Source organism: Sediminibacterium sp. FW305-C-61, from assembly GCF_058231065.1.
The window spans coordinates 195,025-219,218 of record NZ_JBIQXR010000002.1; the positions used below are offsets into that span (position 1 = coordinate 195,025).

A 24,194-nucleotide genomic window follows, 5' to 3' on the forward strand; every position below is an offset into this window, starting at 1 on the left:
TCTTTGGACATGCATTTACCTGCGAAGCAACTAATTGAACAGTTTCAGCTTATACCGCATCCGGAAGGGGGGTATTATCGTGAAACATATAAATCCGATGAACATATTGAGCATAATGCCCTGCCGGATCGCTTCAAAGGCAGACGTGCTTTTTCTTCCGCAATCTATTTTTTATTAGAGAAAGCCAATTTCTCTGCTTTTCACCGGATACAGTCCGATGAATGCTGGCATTTTTATGCAGGGGATACTTTATTGGTTCATGTGATAACTCCGGAAGGTGAATTAACCACCGTTCAACTGGGAAACAGTCCTGGTACTACTTATCAATATGTGGTGCCGGCTGGTTATTGGTTTGCTTCTGAAACAGCACCGGGTGGAGAATATTCTTTTGTAGGATGCACCGTGGCTCCTGCTTTTGACTTCGCCGATTTTGAAATGGCAGAAGCATCAAATCTGATAAAAATATTTCCGCAGCATAAAACCTTAATTAAGCGGTTGTGCAGATAATCAACCATTATGTTGGTAGATCCTGATAACCCAATAAGCCAATATGCATAACAAGAGAATCGTAACAATGGTTATTAAGGTCCATTGTTGGTTATTGAGTTGTCTCCTGCGTTTATTCCTGCGGCCTTTGGAAGTTTGTTTTTGCAATTGCAGGTTTAATTGTCTGGCATATTGATCTAACTTTCTTTTATCCTGAAAATCTTGTAAGCCTTCAACAGCATCATTGATAAATTCAGAATCGGCCATCCTTTTCTCAATGGCATAGCGCTCTTCTGCTGAAGTTTTACCCTCCAGATAGCGGAGCAGGTCTTCCTGCTTTAATCCATCATCATCCTGTAATATGTCTTTCAGGTCGCTCATCAGGCTTGTTTCATTTTCTTTTCAACCAATATTTTCAGGTTTCGTTTTCCGTTCTGAATATGGCTTTTTACTTGTAAAAGAGAGAACCCGGTCGTATCAGCAATCTCCTGGTAGCTTCTTTTTTGCAGATAGAATAAAGTTACACATGTTTTTTGCTCGTCATTGAGTTCTTCTAATGCCTTTTCAAGATAATTAAGGGTAATTTCTTTCTCAATCAGTGCATCCTTGTCAGATTCAGGCGCAGTTAGTCCTTTTTGCTCTTCTGCAGACACAATCACATGTTTGTCGCGCAGTTTCATCAGGCAATGGTTCTTGGCTACCATATATAGCCAACTTTTCAGGTAGTCAACCTTGTATTTACCCAGTTCTGTTATGGCTTTTAAAAATATCTGCTGTACGGCATCTTTGGACTCTTCTTCGTTTTTCAGGTATTTCATACAAACACCGAGCAGGAGGTAAGTATAGCGTTCCAGCAAAATACCCAACCATTCAATATTATTGTCGGCATAGAAGAATTCCAACAGTTCGTTATCGCTGATATGTGAATACTTTCCTGAATGCACGCTTTAAAATAGCTATTTCTTATTAGATGCCCAACCTTTAAAATTCCATATCTTGAACACAAATATTCGATATGTCTTTTGTTATGCCTATTGTGGCAGTTGTTCCTATGCGTAAAGAGCCTTCTCACAGGTCAGAAATGGTGAGTCAGTTATTATTTGGAGAACTTGCAATGGTAAAAGAAACCAGTACCGATTTTGTACTGGTGCAAACATTATACGATGATTATGAAGGATGGTGTCAGCAGTCGCAATTGATTTTTTTGGAGCATGCACCAGATACGCAATCTGACCAGCTTAGTACGGGATGGGCATCAGCACTTCAATACCACGGTACAACTATCATGATAGGAGCGGGTACACCTTTGCATCTGTTTAAAAACGGAGAATTGGTATTACCCGAACATCGTTTCATCTATTCCAGCCAAACCTGGAAAACCGGTATGGCTGAATTCAATGAAAGTAGTATAACTTCTATTGCTATGCAATATTTGAATAGTCCTTATTTATGGGGAGGAAGAACGGTATTTGGAATAGACTGCAGTGGATTTGCTCAACAGGTTTATCGTCATTTCGGAAAACATTTACCCAGAGATGCTTATCAACAGGCAGAAAAAGGGGAAACAGTTGGTTTTTTACAGGAAGCAATATGTGGTGACCTGGCTTTCTTCGATAATCCGGAGGGTAAAATTACGCATGTAGGGATTATGTTAGGTCCAGATACAATTATACATGCTTCCGGACAGGTCAGGATCGACCGAATCGATAATATGGGCATTGTTCATTCGGGAAATGGAAAACGAACACATCAGTTAAGAATCATTAAAAGGTATGTATAAAAGAAAAGCAACCCTGAGGTTGCTTTTCTTTTATACATACGGTTGAAAATAGCTTACATAATATCCATGCCTTTGGCAAAATAGGTAACAGTGCCCGGTAAAGCCAGCCAGAAAAACTCACGGTATACAATCAGTAATACGATCATCAGGGCTAACCAGAAAAAGCAGAGTGCCCAATATTTGGCAGTGGATTTTTTTGCTTCCATTTTTTTCAATTTTGGCAAAGATAGGGTGATGCCTTGAATCGGCATCAGCCTTTTTCATGGTTTTTTTCGGTCCTTTGAACCTGAGTATTACTTGCCTGTGCTTTTTTATCGCCCGAACGATCGAAAAAAAGCATTTTAATAGACAGGATAAATAAAAGCACGGCAAATACCTTCTTCATTTTCTCATCGCTCAGGGAGAGTGCCAGTTTGCTTCCCAAAAAGCTGCCGGCCACGAAAGCCACGGCTACGATTAGAATGTAATTAACATTGATATATCCCTGTTTATAATATTGTATTACCGCAAGAATCCCGATAGGTAATAGCATAATACCCAATGAAGTTCCCTGGGCCTGTTTTTGGGTAAATCCAAGTAATAAAACCAATGCTGGTACCAGTATTATACCACCTCCGATTCCGACAAGTCCACTTAAAAAACCTGCTGCAAGGCCTATCAGGACCAATAAAACAATCGTTGTACTATTCATATATGTTATTTGTGGCCGAATTGTTCTTTGTAGAAGTCAATCGCCTCCTGAACAATAGTTAGTGCTTTGGCTTTATCGCCAAAATCTTCAACAACTACTGATTTGTTTTCAAGTTTTTTGTATTCCTCAAAGAAATGCCTCAATTCGTCAAAAAAGTGTTTGGGCAGTTCTTCAATATTATTGTAATGGTTAACACCAGGGTCTGTTGCCGCTACGGCAATAATTTTATCATCCGGGTCGCCCCCATCTATCATTTGCATAACCCCAATTACCTTGGCATCCATTAATGTAAGTGGTTGCACCGATAAAGAGGTAATAACCAATATATCGAGCGGATCTTTATCTCCACCATAAGATTGTGGGATAAAACCATAATTAATAGGGTAATAAAAAGATGAGAAGATAACACGGTCTAGTCTTAATAAACCTGTTTCTTTATCAATCTCATATTTACACCTTGAGCCTTGCGGTATCTCAATAACTGCATTTACAATACGCGGAGCCTGTTCGCCGTAATGAACACCATGCCAGGGGTGAAGAACTGTTTTATGCATATTTGCTTGCTTTATGGTTCAATTGAAAATCTACTGGGTTATAAATTCGGGTTGAAGGTATATTTAAAATCAACCAGCCATTTTTCTGCTTGTTTAATCACTTTAATCTTAAGCGGTTGCTGATCAAAAGAATTACTATAATAAATGATTGAAGTTGCTGTATCTACATCGCTTACTTCGCTGATATTTATAGAAGCAGACCTCAATTGTTGCCGCCCTTCTTTATCGTAATTCCTGTATTTGGTTTCAGCTCTGTTCAAATGCCCCTGATTGGTGCTATCATCCACCATATACCATTTTGCGCGGGCAAAATCACCTTTTAAACAGGCATCAATAAATTCACGGCCTGCATCAAGTGCATTTTCTGCATTTGTATAAGGTTTCTGCGATTGTCCGCATGCCATCAACAGCACCAGCATTGCATAAATGAATTGTTTCAAGGTCTTTTTTTGATAAAGGTAATACGGTCTTCGGAAACCTACACATATTTCATGTTGCACCATCGTATTCAGATAATTGCTCTATTAATGCCCTATCTGTGTATTTATGCATATATTGTCCGGATATGCAGCCAACGAAAAGCTTTATCTATTCTCAGGAATCAGAACCCCATCGTCATAGGACCAAAAAAATTCTCAAAGCTCATCCCCAGATCAGACAGTTGATTGGTAAGAACAAGCTAACTTTTATTGCTATTTTCTTACTGGTAGTTGCTCAAACCTGTATTGGATGGTTCCTGGGTGCACAATCCTGGTGGATCGTACTGGCAACTGCGTATATTATTGGTGCATTTATTGATCATGCATTATTTGTAATGATTCATGAATGTGCGCACCGACTTATTTTTAAATCACCCGTTGCTAACAGGCTGGCAGGGATATTCGCAAACCTGCCGCTGATATTTCCCAGTTCTGTATCCTTTGAAAGGTACCATATCAAGCACCATTCTTTTCAGGGAGTACATGAACTTGATGGCGATCTGCCCAATCATTGGGAAGCAAAATTGATCGATAATTATTTTATCGGGAAAGTAATCTGGTTGTTGTTTTATCCCTTTTTTCAATTGTTTCGTATATCAAGACTAAAAGAGATCAAACCTTTTGATAAATGGATATTGTTGAATTGGGTAGCGCAAATCGCATTTGTTTCAGCAATTACCATCTTTTTTGGCCCAAAAGCATTGGTATTTATGATACTGAGTTTTTTCTTCTCAGTTGGCTTGCATCCACTGGGTGCACGATGGATTCAGGAACATTATCTCACACACGGAGAACAGGAAACCTATAGCTACTATGGAGTATTTAACCGGGTAGCATTTAATGTGGGTTATCATAATGAACACCACGATTTTCCTTCAATACCATGGAACAGGTTACCCAAGATCAGAGAAACGGCACCTTCTTTTTATAATTCACTGTCATACCATACTTCCTGGACAAAACTATTTTTCCGCTTCTTATTCGATAAAGAAATCAGTTTATACTCGCGTATTGTCCGCAAAAACAGGGGGGCAGTGCCACTTTGTGACCAATCAACACCAGATTTAACCACTCAAACCTCCTGAGGACCAATTTAACAAGTATTTTATTGTTTTATTTTTTTATGAGCCTGTTATGTAGTAATTTTGCACCCTGAAAATGAGCAGGTAATAACATCTCGCGGGTTCGCTTTGCATTCTGCACCAACGATTGACTTAAATTCCCCCTGATACTGCTCACAGAAACTTTGTTGTAAAGAATAAAACGAAATATTATGAAGAGTAATGTCATGCCTTCTATTGTCCAAATAGAAGCAGAAGAACTGAAAGAACTGGTAAGAGAAGTAAAAGAAACTGTTGCTGTTGATGTAATCAACGCAAAAAAAGAAAAATCGGGCACTTCATTTGGTGCTATCGACCTTTGGAAAGTTCGCAGGAATGTGAAAACTGCAAGAGCTTCTTTCCACTGGGAATATTAATACCCTTATCAATTCATTTCAAAGTCCTTACGTGTAAAATCGTCAAGGACTTTTTTTATGTTAAAAATTGTTGTAATTTAAGTTTATAAACCTTGTTATGAGAATCTGTTTATTTATCCTGGCATTTACAACAGTATTACTTGCAGGTGCTCAGGCACCCACTACAAAAGTTAGACTTGACGACAGGTCAGTAGTAAAAGATTCTGCTGGAATATTATATCCGTACGCAGTATGGCAGAAATTGATACAATCAGGTGAATATGGTATAAGAATAGTAAACGCAAATGCAAATCCCCCAGAATTCCTGCTTTTTCGCATGAGTGAAGATGAGATTAGGGAGCGTGATGCCCGTGCACCCAAACCAAGGGAAAGCAGTTTTTTCTCCACAGGGAAAAGCATTAGCAACATAAAGCTGGTAACACTCGATAAGAAAAAGTACCAGCTTAAAGACCTGAAAGGGAAAGTGGTTGTGTTGAATTTCTGGTTCATCAATTGTCCGCCCTGCAGACTTGAAATACCTCACTTAAATAATCTGACCGCTGAATACAAAGGTCGGGAAGACGTTGTTTTTCTGGCAATTGCGTTAGATGAAGCCTATGACCTGAAAAATTTTCTAAAAGAAATGCCCTTTAACTATGGCATCGTTGATGGAGGAAGATATGCCGCTGCGCAATATGGTATAACTATGTATCCTACACATGTAGTGCTTGATAAAGAAGGGCTCGTTACATTTCATACTTCCGGCTATGGAAATGGGACAGTACCCTGGCTTAAAAAATCAATTGAAGCTGCATTGGTCGCTAAGCCGGAATAATATTATTTTTCAATCCAGGTAAAATCAGCCGATTTAGGTACACATTCAAAAACCTCCCTGAAAGAATCAGGGGGTGCTGTGAGTTTGCGGATTTTGGTATCGAGCCAGGCTCCATCTACATGTAGGATTGCGCTCAGGGTATCACCGTTTTTCCAGATTTCATGCTTCATACTCCAGCGTCCCATATCATGTGAGGCTTTACTGAGCATGAGATTCAAGGTCACTTTATCACTAAAACTTATTTCCCTTTTAAAAATACATTCCTCTCTAAACAGTATTGGTCCGGTATGTAATTGCATCAACAAGGATGGGGTAATACCATTTTCTGTCATAAACGACATCCGCACAAAAGCACCCCAGTCGTAATACACTGAATGGCGCAAATGAAAGTTCGGATCTAAATCGCTCCATCTTACTGATACTTCTTTTATATAAGGACTACTCATATTTCCAATCAATTAATTACCAAATGTATGGCTCCTGAGTCGAATAATCTTCATGGGTTGAATCAGGGACAATAGGCTGCGAGCTTCTAGCCTCTAGCCTTGATTGGCGGTCACTTTAGGCTTTCTGCTATTATTGGTATAAATGTGTAGGACTGCGAATTCGGTAATTTAAAATATGCTTGCTAAGTAAATATTTGATTGCTGTTAATGCATTATCTGTCATTAATAGAACGCAGATTATTATGATTTTCAGGATTTATCATGAAAGATCTTGAAAATCATGATAATCTGTGTTCCATCCTACCAGACTTAAATGGCTAAAAGCTGCTAGTCCAAAGTTGTCTCAACCTTTTATCAATTTTTGGCATCATTTTTTCATTATTACCTGTATCAACGCCTTCAAATGCAGTTTTATGAAAAAAAACTACCTTATTTTTCTTTTGGCCATAGCCATTTCGGGTTGTAAAAAGGAAACTACCAGCAATATTATCAGTGGCCCCACTACCAATGTCGATAAACAATCGGCCGGAAGTTCAGCAGCCTCTTTACTGGCAGCCGATAATTATTCAAGTCTGCTGGTAGAAATTCAATATGCTCCCGGAATGCAGCCACAAACACAAACGATTACCAATCTATCGAATTTTTTGTCGGATCGATTGCAAAAACCCGGTGGTATTATCGTTCAAACCAAACAGGTTGCTTCATTCGGTAAGCCTACCATCAATGTTTCCGATATAACCAATTACACCGATCGTTATCGAACAGCCTATACTGATGGTTCACGGATAACGCTATACCTGATATTTGCCGACGCAGATTTTTCTACAAATGGTGTAGTAGGGGTTGCCTACAGAAACACAGCATTATGCGTGTTTGAAAAAACCATTCAGGCCAACAGTGGCGGTATTAACCAGGCAAGCAGGGTGAAAGTAGAATCAGGGGTTTTATTACATGAAATTGGTCACCTACTCGGACTTACCAATAATGGTACTGCGATGAGCACACCACATGAAGACGAAGCCCATAAAGCACATTGTAATAATAGCAACTGCCTGATGTATTATAGTATTGAAACAAACGGTTTGATGAATATGCTCAATAATAATGTACCTGCACTGGATGCCAATTGTTTGGCTGATTTGAAAGCTAATGGAGGGAAATAAGAAATAATGCTTGCCCTGAGCTTGTCGAAGGGGAATAAGAAATAAGAAATAAGAAATAAGGAATAAGAAATAAGGAATAAGAAATAGAGCTTGCCCTGAGCTTGTCGAAGGGGAATAAGAAATAAGGAATTGGGGTAAGGGATTTTATTTGGGGATTGAGTATATTTAAATGGTAACTTTTCGGATAAAGAAGTTGCTAAAATGTTATGACAGAAACGGTAAGAATAGCGGCATTATTTAATGCCTTTTATGATGGAGAATGTTGGATTGGACTGAATTTTATTCAGGCGATTGATGGGTTAAGTGCGGAACAGGCCAGTGCCCGAAAGGGGGAAGGCTTTAACAGTATCTGGCAATTGGTAAATCATATCATCTATTGGCGGGAAACAGTGATGATAAGAATGAATGGAACATTAGGAAACCCACCTATGACCGATTTTTATCAACCCTCAATAATTACGGAAACAACATGGAAGGAAACCTTGCAACATTTTAAACAAGTTAACACTTCCCTGGTAAAAGCAATCCATGATTTTCCTTCAGACCAGCTCGATAATCCATCACCCAAGAAAGAACAAAGTTATTATCAGTTGCTAACTGGATGCCTGCAACATGATGCCTATCACTTAGGTCAGATTGTTGTACTTAGAAAGGAACTATAAATAGGGGGGCATAGACCATAGACCATAGTCCATGGTCCATGGACTATGGTCTATGGTCTATGGTCTATCGTCCATGGCCTACCACAACGCTTTTCCCTGGTAGAAATCCAGGAGTTTCATGCGCAATATGTAATCGTATTTGGCAGCGATAAAATTTGCATTGGTACGGTCGATATTGTTCTTTGCCAGCATATATTCCACTACTGTATTTACACCGGCGTTAAACCTAACTTCGGCAACTTTAAAAGAAGCGGTGAAATCAGCAACTTGTTTTTCCAAAGTCTTATAGCGCTCAAAAGAAGTGTTTAGGTTAACATAGGCCTGGTCTACTGCACGATGAACTTGTGTTTTAATACTTTCTGATTCAAAAGCAGTTCTTTGCTCATTAATGATAGCTTGTCTGATCCTCGTTTTGCCTTGCATTCTGTTTAAAATAGGTATTTGCAGGTTGATGCTTATGGATGAGTTGAAATTGTTTTTCCACTGATCACCATATCCTATTTTTTGGGAACTAAAACTGCTTTGAGGAGCAAACACAGGAACTTTTGTATTATTGATGGTTACATATTGTGAAGTAGCAACATCAGTAGTTCCCAATAATAATTGCCTGCTTGCCACACTTGAATAATTGGTTCCCAATCCTCCGTTCAGACTTAACGTAGGTAATAGAAGTGCACGTGCTCCTGATACTGCTTTGCGGGCACTTTCGTGTCTTAATTGGGCGGCTTTAATCATAGCCAGTTGTTGTGAAGCTGTCTGAAACACTTGTTCCGCATTTGCTTCATATAGCTGTGTTGCAGTTGTTAAATCAAGCGGCTCCAGTTCCATATCAGGGGAGTAGGGCTGATTCATTAATTGTGCAAGGGTAATTTTTGCTGTTTCGAGACTATTTTTAGTGCTTAATAAAGAAAGTTGATCTGATCCTAACTGGCCTTGCATATCATAAAGCGTAGCAGGAGCAATGGCACCACTGTTATTTAATATCTCGAGTCTGTCTACCTGCCCCTTCGTTACAGCAACTTGTTTCTCTGCTATTCCTAATTGTTCCTTACTGCTTAAAACCTGTAAATAGGCCAGGATAATATTGATGGTTACATTATCCTTCTCCTGCTGCCAGCTCATTTCACTTGCCTGAACATTTAGTTGATTTTGTTTGATAGAATTGTTAATGGCGGATCCATTCCACAAAGTAATACTGCTGTTGATGCCATAGTTAGCCTGTGTAATTTCACTATTTACATAACTATTGGTAAAAGGATCAATGCTTCTACCCTGATTAATACCATGTGAAATATTACCATTAAGCGTCGGCAGGCGGCTTGCTTTTGCCTGTTGAAGGTTTGTTTTATCCGTGGCAAGCTGATAAGCAGTTTGTCTAACCTGTAAATTATAGGCTATCGCTGTTTCAATACAAGTTCGCAGACTAAGCGGTCCGTTTTTAGTTTGCGCAACAGCATGCTTTGTCCATATAAGGGATGCTAAAACAATAAAGTATTTCATAATCTTCCTGTTCATCTTTATTTTTTTTCAATCCTGCCATCCAGCAGTTCAATTACTTTGTTGCCATAAGCGGCATTTTTTTCCGAATGTGTTACCTGAATAATCGTAGTGCCGTTTTCCTGATTCAGTTTTTTAAACAACTCCATTATTTCTTCCCCCTGAGATGAGTTAAGGTTACCAGTAGGTTCATCTGCTAATAGCAATTTTGGCTTAGTAATTATGGCCCTTGCTACGCCAACCAATTGCTGCTGTCCACCAGAAAGTTGAGAAGGGAATAGGTCTTTTTTTCCCACTATATTAAAACGGTCCAGTATATCCGCTACCATAGCCTGCCGCTCCGACTGTTTAATATTATGGTAGAGTAATGGTGTCTCGATATTTTCATAAACGGTTAATTCGTCGATCAGGTGATAGGCCTGAAAGACAAAACCAATATTTTCTTTGTACAACTGCGAGCGCTGTTTTTCTTTCAGGGAAAAAACAGATGTGTTTTCGAAGATATAATCACCTTCTGATGCCTGATCGAGCATGCCAATAATATTCAATAAAGTGGATTTGCCTGAACCTGAAGGCCCCATGATAGAGACAAAAGCACCCTGTTCAATTTCAAGATTAATATCTTTCAAAATAAATACACGATTACTGCCGGCATTTACCCATTTGAAAATATGTTGTAGTTGAATCATTGTATGTGTATTTTATTATTCAGTTCTTAAATTTTTCACCGGATTAATCGACGCAGCACGGGCAGCAAGAATGCCGGTAGTTAAAAGAACGAGGCTAAGTCCTATTATGGCAGCCAGTAGGAATAACCACCATTCAATATTTATCCTGTAGGCAAATGATTGAAGCCATTTATTAATGCTGATAAATGCCAGTGGGAATGCAATAAGCATAGAAATAAGGGAAAGCTTAATAAAATCACCCGACATTAGCTTGATGATATCCGTAATACCTGCCCCCATAATTTTACGAATACCAATTTCTTTGATTCGTTGCTGCGCAGCATAGGAGCATAGTCCCAGTAACCCAATAATGGCTAATAAAATAGAAATGCCGGTAAAAATGTTAAATACTTTTCCAAGTCGCAATTCTGAAGTGTACATTTTATTGAACTCATCATCAAGGAACTTGAATTGGAAGGGACGGTGCGGGGCCATGCTTTTCCATTGCTTTTCAATTCCTGAAAGCATATTGCTGATATCACCTTTTGCTGTTTTTACAAGAATGACACTGCTCCATTGTGTTGGGAAAAGCACCAGTGGGCCTATCGGATTATGGATTGATTGAAAATGAAAGTCTTTAATAACCGCTTTTACATATCCGGGTCTGGTATCGTCAAGGAACATTTTTTTTCCTACCGCTTTTGCCGGATCAAACCCCAACTGTTTTGCAGCAGTTTCATTGATAATAAAAGGGAAGTTTTTAAGTGAAGGATCCATGTCGAAAGTATATTGTTCAACACTGGCAATATCCTTTTCAGTAAAATTTGATCCATATAATATTTCAATGCCCGTGGCAGGAATATATTCTTCGTCTATCGGATTTGCTTTAACATTCAGTTGAGCATTTGATGGCATTTGTGCACTTCGCATATTGTATCCGCCAATAATATTATGTGGCGCATTTTGCGCACGGCTAACATACATAACCCCGGGTACTTTCTTTAACTCAGATTTGAAACTGTTGATCGTCGCCGTAATTTTACTATCAGAAGGAAGCATGAGTACCTGCTCGCGGGTATACCCCATATTTTTACTCCTGATATAGTGTAATTGCTTCTGGATGATAAAAGTAGATACCAATAAAAAAAGTGAAATACCAAATTGAAATACCGTTAAGGATCTTCTAAGTGTATTACCTGAACCTGATCTTGCAAATGATCCTTTCAGTACCTTAATCGGCTGAAACCGCGAAACAACTAGAGCTGGATAGCTGCCCGATAAGAAAATAATAACCAGCATAGATCCTAATAATGCCAGAAGGATCGTTTTTGAATAAAACAGACTGAGTGGAATTTCTTTATCTGTAAGTTGGTTGAATAGTGGTAAAACAAGCCATACGATTACTACAGTAAGTAAAGTGGCAATTACGGTTAGTATAACCGATTCGCCCATAAACTGAACAAAAATTTGTTTGAAGGATGCGCCGACTGTTTTACGGATGCCTACTTCTTTTGCACGCTCAAGGGATCTGGCAGTGTTTAAGTTAATATAGGTAAAACAAGCGATCAATAAAATCAATAACGCTACCCCGGTTATGATATAGATATACTGAATATTATTATTCGGTTCAAAGCTATCGTAAGGAGATAATAAGTGAATATTAAAAAGTGGTTCCAGGAAATAAGTGAGATAAACACTGCCCTGGTCTTTCATTTCTTCTTTTATAAAGCCAGGAATCTTTGCCTCTACTGTTTTAATATCATCCGGACTTCGCATAAGCAGATAAGTAGTATAATTAGCATTCCAATACGTTCTGTCCTGATTCGCTTCCAGAGAGGAAAAGGAAGCCAGCATATCAAAACGCATTTGTGAGTTGGATGGAATATCCTCCATAATGCCGGTAACTTCGTAGGGTATACGGTTTGATCCTACATATAAAATTTTACCAACCGGATCGGTATTCGTAAAATATTTATATGCGGCTGTTTTTGTAAGAATAATTTTGTTTAATCCAGATAAAGCCGCTTTGGGGTTACCCTGCGCCATTTTAAAATCGAAAAGATCAAAAAAGGTAGAATCGGCAAACATTACTTTCTTCTCAGAAAAAAGTTTGTCTTCATACGATATTACCCTTTCATACTGTATCATCCTGACCCCTTCCTCAATCTGAGGAAACTGTTTCTTGAAGGCAGGTAAAACTTTGGTGCTGGTAAAGTTGCCCGTAGTTACGCTTCCGCCAAAACTATACTCCATTATAACCCTTGCAATACGATTTCCCTTACTGTGAAATTTATCATAGCTTGTTTCATGTGCAATGTATAAGGTAATTAGTACGCAACAGGATAAGCCTACCGTTAAACTAAAGATGTTAATGGCAGTGTAAAACCTGTTTTTGAACAAACTTCTTAATGCAGTTCTAAGATAATTTTTAAACATAATACGGGTTTTATGTACAGTGTTATATTATTCTGATCGCAAATTTTTAACCGGATTTTCTGTGGCTGCTCTAACAGCCTGAATGCTGATTGTTGTTAGTGCTATCACTGTTGCTAAAATACCTGCAACCAGGAATATCCAGAGCTGTATGTCAATCCTGTATGCATAATTGCTTAACCATTCCGACATTGCCCACCATGCTATTGGACTTGCTATTAAAATGGCAATACATACCAATAAGATGAACTCTTTGGAAATCAGTTGAACGATATTCCCGACGGACGCACCCAATACTTTTCTAATGCCAATTTCTTTGATCCTTCTTTCTGCAGTAAATGCGGCTAATCCAAATAAGCCTAGTGCTGATACGAATATGGTAATGAAGGCAAACAAAAGCATGAGGGTAGTTATCCGCTGATCTGTTTTATATAATTCTTCAAAATCCTGGTCCAGGAAATGGTATTCAAAAGGAAGCTTAGGGAATAATATTTTCCATTCTCTTTCTATTGCAGCGATTCTTTCGCTGGTATTGCCTGAAGCTATTTCAAGAAAAATGGTAGATTTCCAGGATGATTGTCCGGTGATGAGTAAAGGAATGATTTTTTCGTGCATACTCCTGAAATGGAAATCCTTCACAACGCCAATAATTGTTCCAGTATCACCACCACGTGTAAATCGCTGACCAATTACTGGCTTTCTGATGCCTAACTCTTTTATTCCTGTTTCATTGAGAATATATCCATGCTCGTCGGCTTTGTTATTATCCCTGAACCAATGTCCATCGATCATTTGAAGATTAAACATCTCCTTAAATGTTTCATCTCCAGAAAGGATGGAAAGGGTTGGATTAAAATCCTTATTCCTTCCGTCCCAGTCAAACCCGCCGGAAGAAGAACTCTGGTTGTCAAGAATTGATCCATTTGCCTGTGAAATACGGTTTATACCGGAGATCTTACTAAACGAATATTTGATTTTATTGGAAAAAGCAGGAATTTCTTCTCGCTTCATTCCTTTAGTAACGTTCCAGGGTAGGGTTAGTCGTACAATCTGATCTTTTTGGTATTGATTATTGCTCTGTTGTATATGTTTCATTTGCATATAGGCAATAATCGTACTACCAATAAGGGTAACCGAAATGGTAAATTGTACTACCACTAGTGCTTTTCTGAAAAAACTATCTTTTACTACCGGTAAGCTACTTCCTCTTAAAACTTGTAGTGGCTTAAAGGAAGTGAGTATCAATGCAGGATATACTCCATTTAATAAGGTAGCTAAAGTAAGTGTGCCTATTATAAGCGTAGGAATTTGCCAGTTGGAAAAGTTAAGGCTGAAATTATTTTCTGTGAAACGATTGAAATAAGGAAGGGTTACCTGAACCAATAAAATTGTTATCAATAGGGCGACAAAACTTACCAAAGCAGATTCCGTCATGAGTTGTATAAACAACGATTTATTACTGGCACCATTAATTTTTCTGATGCTGATTTCTTTGGCCCTGATACTTGCCCTGGCAGTACTTAGGTTTACATAATTGATACAAGCTGTTAATAATACAAGTATGGCTATAATAAAGAAAACCGTTACTATTTGCTTGTTGGTATGAGGAAAAGTATGGTTCTGTAGATCAGTTTCGAAATGTATATTTTTTAAGCCAACTAAGCTGGTGCGAATGGTGCTGTCTTCCTTGTTTTTACGAAGTAATTCTGTTAGCTTGTCTGCAACTTTATTTGCATTACTCTGTTCATTAAGCCGAATAAATGTTATGAAATTGAAATTGCCCCAGCTTTGTTCATTTCTGGCCCGCTCGGGGTCTTTAAGTAAAGCGGATATATCAGCTAAAATATCAAACTTGAAACTTGAATTGGATGGAATATCTTTAACAACTGCCCTTACAGTATAGTTTAAGCTATCCATCCTGAGCGTTTTTCCAATAGGGTTATCATTCCCAAAGTATTTTTTTGACTTTGTTTCTGTCAGAACAAGGCTATATGGGTTATTGGAAAAATCGGTAAAACTTCCTGCCAGTAAATCATATGAAAACAAAGAGAACCAGGAAGAATCAACATAGGCAATATTTGATTCTTTAATCAACGAGCTATTGTGCTCAAAAATGAGTGGGATCCAATTCCCGGAAATCATTTTTGCGACTTTATTGATTTCAGGTACCTGAGAACCTGCTACCTTGGTGTAGGGTAGAGGAGAATTTTCCCATACCCAGGTTTCATCTGGGGAGACCTGAATATGATTGGTAATCCGATATATGTTGTCTGCTTGTTTATGGTAATTATCATAGTTTATTTCATTAACTACCCAGATTAGAATAAGTAAAGAAACAGTCATGCCAATCGATAACCCACTGAGGTTAATGATTAATGTTCTTTTCTGTTTAATCAGGCTTCTATAAGCGTTTTTAAATAAGTTTTGCAGCATGTATGTTAGATTATTCAGTTCTCAAACTTTTTACCGGATTTGATGTAGCTGTTTTGAAAGCGTTTAGTCCAACAGTTATCATACAAATAAGCAAAGTGATGCAACCCACCAGGAAGAATATACCAATGCCCATATTTATCCTGTAGCTAAAATTGCTTAACCACTCACTCATTAACCACCAGGCAATCGGGATAGCAATTGCAAACGAAATAAGTACCAGTACAAAAAACTCCTTCGACATAAGTGTAAGTAAGCTTTGAACAGAAGCTCCCAGGATTTTCCGAATACCTATTTCCTTTGTTCTTCTTTCTATGGAAAAAGAAACGAGTCCGAACAAGCCAAGGCAGCATATGAAAATTGCAAGACTTGCGAATAGGAAAGCCAGGCGAGCAATAAGTTGTTCATTCGAAAATTTGTCGTTAAAGGTGGTATCAGCGAACTTGTATTCAAATGGGTATTCGGGGATATATTTCTTGTAATTGCTTTCGATAAGGGCCACCGCTTTCTTAACATCTGCGCCTTCTTTTACCCTGATGTTGATGCTGCCAACCCAATTAGGTTCATATGAAATCATTAAGGGAATAGGTAACGCAAAAGGAGAAGTCATAATAAGGTCATCAATAATACCCGTAATTCTTTTTTCTCTACCGCCCCAGGTAATGGTGGAGCCAATCGGATTTTTCAATTTCATAACCCGAATGGCTTCTTTATTAAACATTACAACACTGGAATCACCTGCTTTGAAATCACGGCCTTCAATCATTTTAGCCTTCATGATATTGGTGAAATTTTCACCGGTTCCAAGAAAGCCAATAACGAGGTTAGGATCTTCCGGAGCACCGACCCATCTTACACCAGAGGTAAATCCGAAAATGTCACTTACTGGTAAACTGGTTACATTTACTGCTTCAATTAAACCACTAGCCAGTAAGCTGTTTTTCAACACTTCGTAGTTTTTGGCTGCGTCATTATTAGCTGTTACCATGATCAGGTTATTGGTATCATAACCTAAGTCTCGGTTCTGCACATGTTTTATTTGTTGATAAATGATGAGCGTAGCAGAAATCAGGATAATCGACACCGCAAATTGCGCCGTAACCAATACACGCCTGGGAAGTAATGCACGTTTGCCAGGCAGAAAACTGCCTTTCAACACTTTAACAGGTTTCATGGCAGATAAATAGAATGCCGGATAACTTCCTGCAATTAATCCTGTAACGATAATTATGCCTAAAGTATAGAACCAGAACTGAGCTTGTGCAAAGGGTATGGGTATTTCCTGCTTTAGTAACCTGTTAAAAGGGGGTAAGCCAACATAAATAATGCATGCTGCGAATACAAAAGCAAAGATGGTCATTAATAAAGATTCACAAAGGAACTGCGCCAATAATTGCTTTTTCTCTGATCCTAATGTTTTCCTGATACCTACCTCGCGTGCTCTTTTTTCAGAACGTGCGGTAGAGAGGTTCATGAAATTTACGCAGGCAATAATTAAGATGATAATGGCAATCCATGTAAACAGGTTTACGTACTGAATGCGGCCGCCGGTATTTTTACCATCCCTGAATTCTTCGTATAAACGCCATTTACTCATGGGTTGCAATAGTAAACTGCCTCTTGTAGTAGGATTTTCACTTGGAGAGTTTTTCTTGATCAGGTTCAAAAACTTTTGTTCCAGTTGGGCAATGTTTGTCCCGTTTTTTACTTTATAAAACGTTCGGTTATTACAATTTACCCAATCATTAATGGATTGCTTGATCCAGTCTGAACTCAGGTTAAAAGGAATAATTGCATCAAATACCAGCGTAGAGGATGGTACAATGTCTTTGATTACGCCTCTTACGGTAACAGATCTGTGACGGTTCAGTTCTAATATTTTTCCTACAACATCGGTATTGTTGAAAATAGCTTTTGCAGTACTTTCTGTTAGAATAATGCCATCCGGTTCTTTTATGGCTGAGGGATCGCCATGCACAAAATCATAAGAGAACACATCAAAAAAATCGCTTGTTACCGTAATGGTAGGGCGTTTAATTTTCTTTTCTCCAGCGGTAAAGAGGGTGTTTTCTCCATAAGACACTAGGGTAGAACCTTCTACTTCCGGAAAATTTTCCTTTGCTGCTTTTGGAAGGGGAAACATAAGGTCTGAGCCAGTGGTGAGTTCTCCATTAAAATTTCTTGTAGAAAACCCCTGGTAAACCTGGTTGTAGTTGGCCTGTGTTTTATTCCAGCTTTTTTCATACTGTACCCATAAAAATATCATTATGGTACATGCCATACCGATACCTAATCCAGCTATATTTATAAAGGAGAACATTTTGTTCTTCCAGATATTTCTCCAGGCAATAGTGAAAAAATTGCGAATCATATATAATGTTTTTACAGGGTTAGCTAAAGTGATTATTCTGAACGTAAACTTTTAACCGGGTTAGCAAGCGATGCTCTTATAGCCTGCGTGCTTACGGTGATTAAGGCAATTGATAAGGACAATAATCCTGCTACAGCAAACACCCACCATTCTATGTTGATGTGATAGGCGAATCCCGTAAGCCAGTTATTCATCATCCACCAGGCAAATGGGAAAGCTATAATACAGGAAAGCATTACCAGCATCAGGAAGTCTTTTGATAATAGTGTAGCTAATCCACCTGCCGATGCGCCCAATACTTTTCTGATACCGATTTCTTTGGTGCGTCTTTCTGCAGTATATGCAGCTAATCCAAATAAACCCAGACAGGAAATCAGGATAGCCAATATCGCGAACAAAGAAGCAAGTTTGCCGGTTAAAGTCTCCGTTTTAAATTGTTTGTCGAAAGAATCATCTACAAATTTGTATTCAAACGGGTAGCCGGGGTTATTGGCCTTTAATACAGTTTCTGTTGCAGATAAAGCGGCATTAATATCTGCTCCTTCAGTAAAACGAATATTTAAAATATTTGTATTTGGTATATAGTTAAAAAGAATCAATGGCGCCGATTTTCCATACATGTCGTTATAGATAAAATCGTCAACTACTCCTATAATGGTGAACTTGTCATTACCGTTTGTGTTAATTACTTTCCCAATTACATCTTTATCGGAAATGATGCTGGCAAGGCTTTTATTAATAATAATATTGTTACTATCAGCATTACTATTGGCCTTGAAATCTCTTCCCTGAAGTAATTTCATTCTAAATGTATTGATGTATTCTGCACTTACATATTCCTGTGTAATGAGCAGTTTTTTGTTTGGGTCTTTCCCCTGCCACGAATAATCTCCCGAATTGCTGCCCAATTGTAAAATCGGACTGCTGCTCAGGCTGGCATTATTTATTTTGCCGGTATTAATCAATTGTGTTTTAATTGCTTCAAAATGCTCCTTTATTTTCCCTTTAGTGTTCAGGTAGACAATATTGTTCTTATTATATCCGAGCTCCCTTGATTTTACATGGTTAATTTGTTGATAAATGATGATCGTTGATATGATCAGAATGATCGAAATACTAAACTGTAAAATAACCAGTCCCTTTCTGGTATAGCTATTGCTCTTATTTTTTCCAATGCTTACCCCTTTTAATACTTTAACTGGTTTGAACGAAGAGAGGTAAAGTGCAGGATAACTTCCGGCCAATAAGCCACAAATTAATCCGATGGCTAATAAAATGAGGAAATGAGATGGGGAGCTAAGATTGAATTCGAGTTGCTTCTCAACCAGTTGATTAAAATAAGGTAACAAAAGGAATATCAGGAGGATAGAAATAATCACAGATATAAATGATAGTAGCAATGATTCGCTGATGAATTGCGTAATAAGCATTTTCTTTCCCGCTCCCAATACTTTTCTTACACCAACTTCTTTTGCCCTTTGTTCGGAACGGGCAGTTGCCAGGTTCATGAAGTTGATGCAGGCGATGATGAGTATGATCCAGGCTATTAAAGTAAATAGTTGAATATATTTAATCCTGCCACCTTCAATTTTACCATTTACAAAATTGTTGTGGAGTCGCCATTTGTTCATGTTAAAAACAAAAAGCTGCGAAATAGCGCCATCCATTTTTGTTTGAATAAAACCTTTTAGCCGTTTATTGATTTCATCCGGATTTGCGGATGGATCCAGCTCGGCGAATGTTTGTGTGCCATTATTGCCCCAGCTTTCAAGCCAGGCATTATTTTTTTCGTAAATGGTATATGGAGCAAGCCACTTAAACTGAAAACTACTATTCTCCGGTAAGTCTGTAAATACAGCACGAACTACGAAGGATTGGTCATTATTGAGAACCAACTTTTGGCCTATAGGGTTTTCTTTACCAAAGAAATTTTCGGCCATGGTTGCTGAAATAACCAATGACTGTAAATCTTTAAAAGCGTCTTTGATAGTACCTTTTATAACAGGTAGTTCGAGTAAATCGAAAATTCCCGAATCTGCATAATTACCCCTAACATAAAGTGCTTTTTCTCCGTAATTAAATAAACTGTTAGATCCCCAGTCCATCCTTGCTGTTTTAAGGAAGCCAGGAATTTCACTTTTCAGTGCTGCGGACAATGGGCCGGGGGTAGCTGCGAAAGTATAGGTAGTACCATCATAGGTCTGGTTATTCATAACCTGATACAGCCTGTCTCTTTTTTTGAAATTATGGTTATATGTTAATTCACTTTGTACCCACAGGAAAATAAAAGCAGCACAGGTAATACCAATGGATAATCCTGCAATGTTCAAAAATCCATAGGATTTCTTTTTACTTAGATTCCTGAAAGTAGTCTTGATATAGTTCGTTAACATTACTTATGTTTTAAAGAGTGCTCTATTATACCAGTATGTTTTCAGTTACTGTTTGGCCATCAAGCATGCGAATGATTCTATGGCTATACCTTGCGTCATGTTCAGAGTGTGTTACCATTACGATTGTTGTACCCTGTTCATTCAAATTGGTGAGTAATTCCATTACCTCATTACCATTGGATGAATCGAGGTTTCCGGTAGGTTCATCTGCCAATATTAATTTGGGGTTATTCACTACCGCTCTTGCAACGGCAACCCTTTGTTGTTGACCACCGGATAGTTGTTGTGGGTAGTGGTTTCGCCTATGCATGATTTGCACCTTTTCGAGCACCTCTTCAACTTTGGCCTTTCTGTCCGCAGCTTTTACACCTGTATAGATTAATGGTAATTCTACATTTTCAAAAACGGTTAATTCATCTATGAGGTTAAAACTCTGGAATACAAATCCGATATTTCTCTTGCGTAAATCGGCACGCTGGCGTTCATTGAACCCCGCAATCTCCTGGCCATTGAAAATAAAACTGCCTGCATCAGGATCATCCAGTAATCCCAGGATATTTAAAAGAGTAGATTTTCCGCAACCCGACGGACCCATCACTGCCACAAATTCACCTGCTTTAATTTCCATTGAAAGTTTATTAAGTGCAATGGTTTCTACTTCATCGGTTCTGTAAACCTTTTCTAGATTGGTGATTTTTATCATGTTGTTTTGTTTGATAGTTTTTTTGTCAATTGTCAGTTGTGAATTGTCAATTGTGAATGGTGAATAGTGCGTTGTCAATATATAAGTCATTCACTATTCACCATTCACAATTCACTGCTTCTTCAGCACCAACTCCTGCATATTTCCAAAGTTTTCATAACTGGATGTGATTACTTTTTCTCCTGGTACCAAGCCCTGTACTACTTCATAATAATCAGGGTTCTGACGATTCAGTTGTATGTCAACGCGATATGCTTTCTGGCCATCTGCGCTTAACTTAAATATCCAGTTGCCACCTGTTTGCTGATAGAATCCTCCGCGTGGAATCAATAGTGCTTCTGTTTCATCACTTAGTGCAAGACCAATCTGCAGTGTTTGTCCGCGTCTGATTCCTTGTGGTATCGCTCCTTCAAATTCCATATCTACCTGAAACCTTCCTGCATTAACCTGCGTATAAACTTTGGTGATCTTAAGCTGGTATTGTTTGTTCGCAAATGTGAAATCGCCTTTTAATCCGATGAATACCCTGGAGATATAATGTTCGTCAATATCAACACGTACTTTAAAACCATTTAGTACATCTATCTGTCCAAGACGTTCGCCTTTGTTCTTATTCTGTCCGATTTCCGCATCAAGTGAAGTAAGCTGTCCGTCAATAGGGGCGCGCACCACCAGGTCGCCTACTTTTTTTCTGGTTAGTTGTAATGCATTTCTGGATCCCTCAAACAATTGTTTGGCTTGTTCAAGACTTTGTTTTGTTGAAACTGAATCTTGTCCTAATATTTTTTGTGCGAGTTTCTTTTTCTCAAGCTGATAATTGTAATTATTTTCCGACTGTTTGAATTCCTGCGCACCAATAGCTTTTTGTTCGTACAGGTGTTTGTTTAATTCATAGACCCTTTTGGCTTCTTTGAGCAGATTATCAACATCAGTCATCTGGTTTAGTCTGGTAACGGTATTTTGTTCCGCAGCATTTCTGGCAATTTGCATCTGGGTAAGCAGGTTAAATACTTGTGTTTCTTGTGTAACGAGGTTAAGTGCCAGATCGGTGTTGGATAGTCGCATAATCGGCTGTCCTTTTTTCATGATAGCGCCATCTTCTACATATTTTTCTTCTACACGTCCGCCTTCCAATGCATCGAGGTAAATGGTTGTAAGTGGTAATACCACACCATTGACTGGTATAAATTCTTTGAATGGCGCTTTTTTAACCTCGCTGATGGTTAATCGCTCAAGGTCAACATTCAGTTTTGGTTTACCTGACGTATAATAATAGCTGGCACCAATCAGCAGAACGATTCCAATGATCCCCACCAGGGTCATGATTCTTTTGGAATTCCATTTCTTTTTTTGAATAACTCTGTCCACTTGCTGAATTTTTCGTTTAAATAAGGGTAATAAAATGGGTAGTTGATATCTCAATTGCCTGTTGCGGACCATTATCACAAAAAACAATAACACAGGCTACCAGGCAACTGGTAAATGCGATTAGCAGGAAGCCCGGGATAAAGTCTTTATGGATAATCCACTTTTTCATACGATTTCTTTACGCTGAGGATATTGAAAGGATAATGCCAAAGCTTTTTAGTTATGATAATCAATTAGTTATAATTTTAACCTCTTACAAAACTGTTCGCTTTTGATACAAAAACTGTCCGGTTTTGATACAGTTCCGGAAACTGCCATTTTGCTAATATGTTCGTTTTCAGATTCTTAGCTAACTGGTATATTTATGGGATGAAATGGAAGTACAAAACATTTCTATAAAATGAACGGCATGAGTTTGAAAAAAGCACGCATATTAGTTGTGGATGATGATACGGATGTTTTAACGGCTGTAAGATTATTGTTGCGTCCGGAGGTTAAAGAAGTGGTTACAGAGAAAAATCCAGAGCAATTACCCGACCTGATTATTACAGGAAACTTTGATCTGGTATTGTTAGATATGAATTTCAACGCCTCCATAAATACAGGTAATGAAGGAATTTATTGGCTGAAACGGGTAAAAGAATTAAAACCTGATATAGCTGTTATTATGATTACGGCTTATGGCGACATCGATCTAGCCGTTCGGTCATTAAAGGAAGGTGCAAATGATTTTGTTGTAAAGCCCTGGCATAATGAAAAATTAATAGATACCATTGAAACCGTTTTAAAAGGATCGGGTTTGAGTCGCTCGAATGATCAGGGTAGTAAGGGGATTTCCATCGGCAATTCAGGTAGTGCTATGTTGGGTGAAAGTGAAGTGATGAAGGAAATATTTTATAAACTGGCCAAAATAGCCCCCACAGATGCCAATATCCTGATACTGGGTGAAAACGGAACGGGGAAAGATTTGATCGCTGCTGCTATTCACCAGCAATCGCTCAGGGCGAACAAACCCTTTATTAAAGTTGATGTTGGTTCATTGACGGAAAGTTTATTTGAAAGTGAATTATTCGGACACAAGAAAGGTGCATTTACAGATGCAAAAGACGATCGTGCCGGTCGTTTTGAAGCAGCCGATGGAGGTACTTTATTCCTTGATGAAATTGGTAATATCAGTCTTCAGCAACAGGCCAAATTATTAACCGTATTACAAAACAGACAGGTTACCCGATTGGGAGCCAATCAGGCAGTAACTGTTGATATTCGACTTATTTGTGCAACAAACCTTCCATTACAGGAACTGGCCAATGAAAACAGGTTCAGGAAAGACTTGATATATCGGATTAATACAGTTGAGATTGTTGTACCACCATTGCGTAAAAGAAAAGATGATATACCATTATTGGCCAATCATTTTGCCAAAATATATGCAGGCAAATATTTTAAGCCCAATATTAAGTTTGCTGCATCAGCAATAGAAAAGCTGCAGCAATACTCGTTCCCCGGTAATGTAAGGGAGTTGCAATACACGATTGAAAGAGCCATCATTATGGCAGAAACAGATTTAATAGAAGCCAAAGATTTGCTCTTCTCTCCATTAGAAAATGCGGAAACAGAACAGGAAGAGGACCATGACCTGAAATTGAGCACCCTGGAAAAAAATACCATCATGAAAGTCATTGACAAGCATAATGGGAATATCAGCAGGGCCGCAAAAGAATTGGGATTAACAAGAACGGCATTATACAGGAGGCTTAGCAAGTACGAACTTTAAATAAA

24 protein-coding genes are annotated in these 24,194 nt (G+C 38.4%); 8 read left to right on the forward strand and 16 right to left on the reverse strand.

The window, feature by feature from the left end:
* Positions 1 to 9 precede the first annotated feature (9 nt).
* On the forward strand, positions 10 to 507 hold the full coding sequence (locus tag ACH30E_RS05985) for a cupin domain-containing protein (protein ID WP_294995845.1): 498 nt from the start codon (positions 10 to 12) through the stop codon (positions 505 to 507).
* Here ACH30E_RS05985 and ACH30E_RS05990 read toward each other — a convergent pair whose 3' ends face one another.
* Positions 508 to 867, reverse strand: coding sequence for a hypothetical protein (locus tag ACH30E_RS05990; protein WP_490824033.1), 360 nt, complete (start codon positions 865 to 867; stop codon positions 508 to 510). It lies immediately after the preceding gene.
* The gene (locus ACH30E_RS05995) at positions 867 to 1,430 is read right to left on the reverse strand and encodes an RNA polymerase sigma factor (protein ID WP_490824034.1); all 564 of its coding nucleotides are present in this window, start codon (positions 1,428 to 1,430) and stop codon (positions 867 to 869) included. Before ACH30E_RS05995 ends, ACH30E_RS05990 begins: the two co-directional genes overlap by 1 nt.
* Positions 1,431 to 1,501: 71 nt before the next feature.
* On the opposite strand from ACH30E_RS05995, the gene ACH30E_RS06000 reads away from it, so the two are divergent.
* Positions 1,502 to 2,266 carry a C40 family peptidase gene (locus tag ACH30E_RS06000; RefSeq protein WP_490824035.1) on the forward strand — a complete coding sequence of 255 codons (765 nt, stop codon included), beginning with the start codon at positions 1,502 to 1,504 and terminating at the stop codon, positions 2,264 to 2,266.
* Between the two features lie 53 nt (positions 2,267 to 2,319).
* On the opposite strand, the gene ACH30E_RS06005 is transcribed toward ACH30E_RS06000, so the two are convergent.
* From ACH30E_RS06005 to ACH30E_RS06020, 4 genes are read right to left on the reverse strand one after another with little or no spacing between them, the layout of a single operon-like run.
* On the reverse strand, positions 2,320 to 2,472 hold the full coding sequence (locus ACH30E_RS06005; protein ID WP_294995857.1) for a hypothetical protein: 153 nt from the start codon (positions 2,470 to 2,472) through the stop codon (positions 2,320 to 2,322).
* A 44-nt stretch (positions 2,473 to 2,516) separates the two neighbouring features.
* Positions 2,517 to 2,957, reverse strand: a complete 441-nt coding sequence (locus tag ACH30E_RS06010; RefSeq protein ID WP_294995860.1) for a sulfite exporter TauE/SafE family protein — start codon at positions 2,955 to 2,957, stop codon at positions 2,517 to 2,519.
* A 5-nt stretch (positions 2,958 to 2,962) separates the two neighbouring features.
* Positions 2,963 to 3,511: an inorganic diphosphatase gene (locus tag ACH30E_RS06015; protein ID WP_294995863.1), complete on the reverse strand. Its 549-nt coding sequence runs from the start codon at positions 3,509 to 3,511 to the stop codon at positions 2,963 to 2,965.
* A 38-nt stretch (positions 3,512 to 3,549) separates the two neighbouring features.
* On the reverse strand, positions 3,550 to 3,951 hold the full coding sequence (locus ACH30E_RS06020; protein WP_294995866.1) for a hypothetical protein: 402 nt from the start codon (positions 3,949 to 3,951) through the stop codon (positions 3,550 to 3,552).
* A gap of 125 nt (positions 3,952 to 4,076) precedes the next feature.
* Between ACH30E_RS06020 and ACH30E_RS06025 the strand changes: the two genes are divergently transcribed.
* From ACH30E_RS06025 to ACH30E_RS06035, 3 genes are all read left to right on the forward strand, one after another.
* Positions 4,077 to 5,075, forward strand: coding sequence for a fatty acid desaturase (locus ACH30E_RS06025; RefSeq protein ID WP_490824036.1), 999 nt, complete (start codon positions 4,077 to 4,079; stop codon positions 5,073 to 5,075).
* Positions 5,076 to 5,263: 188 nt separating this feature from the next.
* Positions 5,264 to 5,467 (forward strand): hypothetical protein, encoded by a 204-nt coding sequence (locus ACH30E_RS06030; RefSeq protein ID WP_294995872.1) that lies wholly within the window; start codon positions 5,264 to 5,266, stop codon positions 5,465 to 5,467.
* 97 nt (positions 5,468 to 5,564) lie between these two features.
* Positions 5,565 to 6,281, forward strand: a complete 717-nt coding sequence (locus ACH30E_RS06035) for a TlpA family protein disulfide reductase (RefSeq protein ID WP_490824037.1) — start codon at positions 5,565 to 5,567, stop codon at positions 6,279 to 6,281.
* 2 nt (positions 6,282 to 6,283) lie between these two features.
* Here ACH30E_RS06035 and ACH30E_RS06040 read toward each other — a convergent pair whose 3' ends face one another.
* Positions 6,284 to 6,727 (reverse strand): acyl-CoA thioesterase, encoded by a 444-nt coding sequence (locus tag ACH30E_RS06040; RefSeq protein ID WP_490824038.1) that lies wholly within the window; start codon positions 6,725 to 6,727, stop codon positions 6,284 to 6,286.
* Positions 6,728 to 7,140: 413 nt separating this feature from the next.
* Between ACH30E_RS06040 and ACH30E_RS06045 the strand changes: the two genes are divergently transcribed.
* Positions 7,141 to 7,890 carry a M12 family metallo-peptidase gene (locus ACH30E_RS06045; protein WP_294995881.1) on the forward strand — a complete coding sequence of 250 codons (750 nt, stop codon included), beginning with the start codon at positions 7,141 to 7,143 and terminating at the stop codon, positions 7,888 to 7,890.
* Between the two features lie 206 nt (positions 7,891 to 8,096).
* Positions 8,097 to 8,552 (forward strand): DinB family protein, encoded by a 456-nt coding sequence (locus tag ACH30E_RS06050; protein WP_490824039.1) that lies wholly within the window; start codon positions 8,097 to 8,099, stop codon positions 8,550 to 8,552.
* 78 nt (positions 8,553 to 8,630) lie between these two features.
* On the opposite strand, the gene ACH30E_RS06055 is transcribed toward ACH30E_RS06050, so the two are convergent.
* The 9 genes from ACH30E_RS06055 to ACH30E_RS06095 all read right to left on the reverse strand — a co-directional run bounded on the left by ACH30E_RS06055 (position 8,631) and on the right by ACH30E_RS06095 (position 22,584).
* Positions 8,631 to 10,067, reverse strand: coding sequence for a TolC family protein (locus ACH30E_RS06055; RefSeq protein WP_490824040.1), 1,437 nt, complete (start codon positions 10,065 to 10,067; stop codon positions 8,631 to 8,633).
* 2 nt (positions 10,068 to 10,069) lie between these two features.
* Positions 10,070 to 10,738 carry an ABC transporter ATP-binding protein gene (locus ACH30E_RS06060; RefSeq protein WP_294995891.1) on the reverse strand — a complete coding sequence of 223 codons (669 nt, stop codon included), beginning with the start codon at positions 10,736 to 10,738 and terminating at the stop codon, positions 10,070 to 10,072.
* 15 nt (positions 10,739 to 10,753) lie between these two features.
* Positions 10,754 to 13,153 carry an ABC transporter permease gene (locus tag ACH30E_RS06065; protein WP_490824041.1) on the reverse strand — a complete coding sequence of 800 codons (2,400 nt, stop codon included), beginning with the start codon at positions 13,151 to 13,153 and terminating at the stop codon, positions 10,754 to 10,756.
* Positions 13,154 to 13,180: 27 nt separating this feature from the next.
* Complete coding sequence (locus ACH30E_RS06070) at positions 13,181 to 15,583, reverse strand: ABC transporter permease (protein ID WP_490824042.1); 2,403 nt, start codon at positions 15,581 to 15,583, stop codon at positions 13,181 to 13,183.
* A 10-nt stretch (positions 15,584 to 15,593) separates the two neighbouring features.
* Positions 15,594 to 17,951, reverse strand: a complete 2,358-nt coding sequence (locus tag ACH30E_RS06075) for an ABC transporter permease (RefSeq protein ID WP_490824043.1) — start codon at positions 17,949 to 17,951, stop codon at positions 15,594 to 15,596.
* Between the two features lie 32 nt (positions 17,952 to 17,983).
* A complete protein-coding gene (locus tag ACH30E_RS06080; protein ID WP_490824044.1) occupies positions 17,984 to 20,344 on the reverse strand; it encodes an ABC transporter permease in 2,361 nt (786 codons plus the stop codon).
* Positions 20,345 to 20,369: 25 nt separating this feature from the next.
* Positions 20,370 to 21,047, reverse strand: a complete 678-nt coding sequence (locus ACH30E_RS06085) for an ABC transporter ATP-binding protein (protein ID WP_490824045.1) — start codon at positions 21,045 to 21,047, stop codon at positions 20,370 to 20,372.
* A gap of 111 nt (positions 21,048 to 21,158) precedes the next feature.
* On the reverse strand, positions 21,159 to 22,415 hold the full coding sequence (locus ACH30E_RS06090; RefSeq protein ID WP_294996733.1) for an efflux RND transporter periplasmic adaptor subunit: 1,257 nt from the start codon (positions 22,413 to 22,415) through the stop codon (positions 21,159 to 21,161).
* A 16-nt stretch (positions 22,416 to 22,431) separates the two neighbouring features.
* The gene (locus ACH30E_RS06095) at positions 22,432 to 22,584 is read right to left on the reverse strand and encodes a hypothetical protein (protein ID WP_294996735.1); all 153 of its coding nucleotides are present in this window, start codon (positions 22,582 to 22,584) and stop codon (positions 22,432 to 22,434) included.
* A gap of 240 nt (positions 22,585 to 22,824) precedes the next feature.
* On the opposite strand from ACH30E_RS06095, the gene ACH30E_RS06100 reads away from it, so the two are divergent.
* Complete coding sequence (locus ACH30E_RS06100; protein WP_294996737.1) at positions 22,825 to 24,189, forward strand: sigma-54-dependent transcriptional regulator; 1,365 nt, start codon at positions 22,825 to 22,827, stop codon at positions 24,187 to 24,189.
* The last annotated feature ends 5 nt before the right edge of the window (positions 24,190 to 24,194 follow it).

Bases quoted from the DNA above. Each gene is read 5' to 3' on its own strand.
- ACH30E_RS05985 (WP_294995845.1), top strand. From the start codon at position 10: ATGCATTTACCTGCGAAGCAACTAATTGAACAGTTTCAGCTTATACCG.
- ACH30E_RS05990 (WP_490824033.1), bottom strand. From the start codon at position 867: ATGAGCGACCTGAAAGACATATTACAGGATGATGATGGATTAAAGCAG.
- ACH30E_RS06000 (WP_490824035.1), top strand. From the start codon at position 1,502: ATGTCTTTTGTTATGCCTATTGTGGCAGTTGTTCCTATGCGTAAAGAG.
- ACH30E_RS06005 (WP_294995857.1), bottom strand. From the start codon at position 2,472: ATGGAAGCAAAAAAATCCACTGCCAAATATTGGGCACTCTGCTTTTTC.
- ACH30E_RS06010 (WP_294995860.1), bottom strand. From the start codon at position 2,957: ATGAATAGTACAACGATTGTTTTATTGGTCCTGATAGGCCTTGCAGCA.
- ACH30E_RS06015 (WP_294995863.1), bottom strand. From the start codon at position 3,511: ATGCATAAAACAGTTCTTCACCCCTGGCATGGTGTTCATTACGGCGAA.
- ACH30E_RS06025 (WP_490824036.1), top strand. From the start codon at position 4,077: ATGCAGCCAACGAAAAGCTTTATCTATTCTCAGGAATCAGAACCCCAT.
- ACH30E_RS06030 (WP_294995872.1), top strand. From the start codon at position 5,264: ATGAAGAGTAATGTCATGCCTTCTATTGTCCAAATAGAAGCAGAAGAA.
- ACH30E_RS06035 (WP_490824037.1), top strand. From the start codon at position 5,565: ATGAGAATCTGTTTATTTATCCTGGCATTTACAACAGTATTACTTGCA.
- ACH30E_RS06040 (WP_490824038.1), bottom strand. From the start codon at position 6,727: ATGAGTAGTCCTTATATAAAAGAAGTATCAGTAAGATGGAGCGATTTA.
- ACH30E_RS06045 (WP_294995881.1), top strand. From the start codon at position 7,141: ATGAAAAAAAACTACCTTATTTTTCTTTTGGCCATAGCCATTTCGGGT.
- ACH30E_RS06050 (WP_490824039.1), top strand. From the start codon at position 8,097: ATGACAGAAACGGTAAGAATAGCGGCATTATTTAATGCCTTTTATGAT.
- ACH30E_RS06055 (WP_490824040.1), bottom strand. From the start codon at position 10,067: ATGAACAGGAAGATTATGAAATACTTTATTGTTTTAGCATCCCTTATA.
- ACH30E_RS06060 (WP_294995891.1), bottom strand. From the start codon at position 10,738: ATGATTCAACTACAACATATTTTCAAATGGGTAAATGCCGGCAGTAAT.
- ACH30E_RS06065 (WP_490824041.1), bottom strand. From the start codon at position 13,153: ATGTTTAAAAATTATCTTAGAACTGCATTAAGAAGTTTGTTCAAAAAC.
- ACH30E_RS06070 (WP_490824042.1), bottom strand. From the start codon at position 15,583: ATGCTGCAAAACTTATTTAAAAACGCTTATAGAAGCCTGATTAAACAG.
- ACH30E_RS06075 (WP_490824043.1), bottom strand. From the start codon at position 17,951: ATGATTCGCAATTTTTTCACTATTGCCTGGAGAAATATCTGGAAGAAC.
- ACH30E_RS06080 (WP_490824044.1), bottom strand. From the start codon at position 20,344: ATGTTAACGAACTATATCAAGACTACTTTCAGGAATCTAAGTAAAAAG.
- ACH30E_RS06085 (WP_490824045.1), bottom strand. From the start codon at position 21,047: ATGATAAAAATCACCAATCTAGAAAAGGTTTACAGAACCGATGAAGTA.
- ACH30E_RS06095 (WP_294996735.1), bottom strand. From the start codon at position 22,584: ATGAAAAAGTGGATTATCCATAAAGACTTTATCCCGGGCTTCCTGCTA.
- ACH30E_RS06100 (WP_294996737.1), top strand. From the start codon at position 22,825: ATGAGTTTGAAAAAAGCACGCATATTAGTTGTGGATGATGATACGGAT.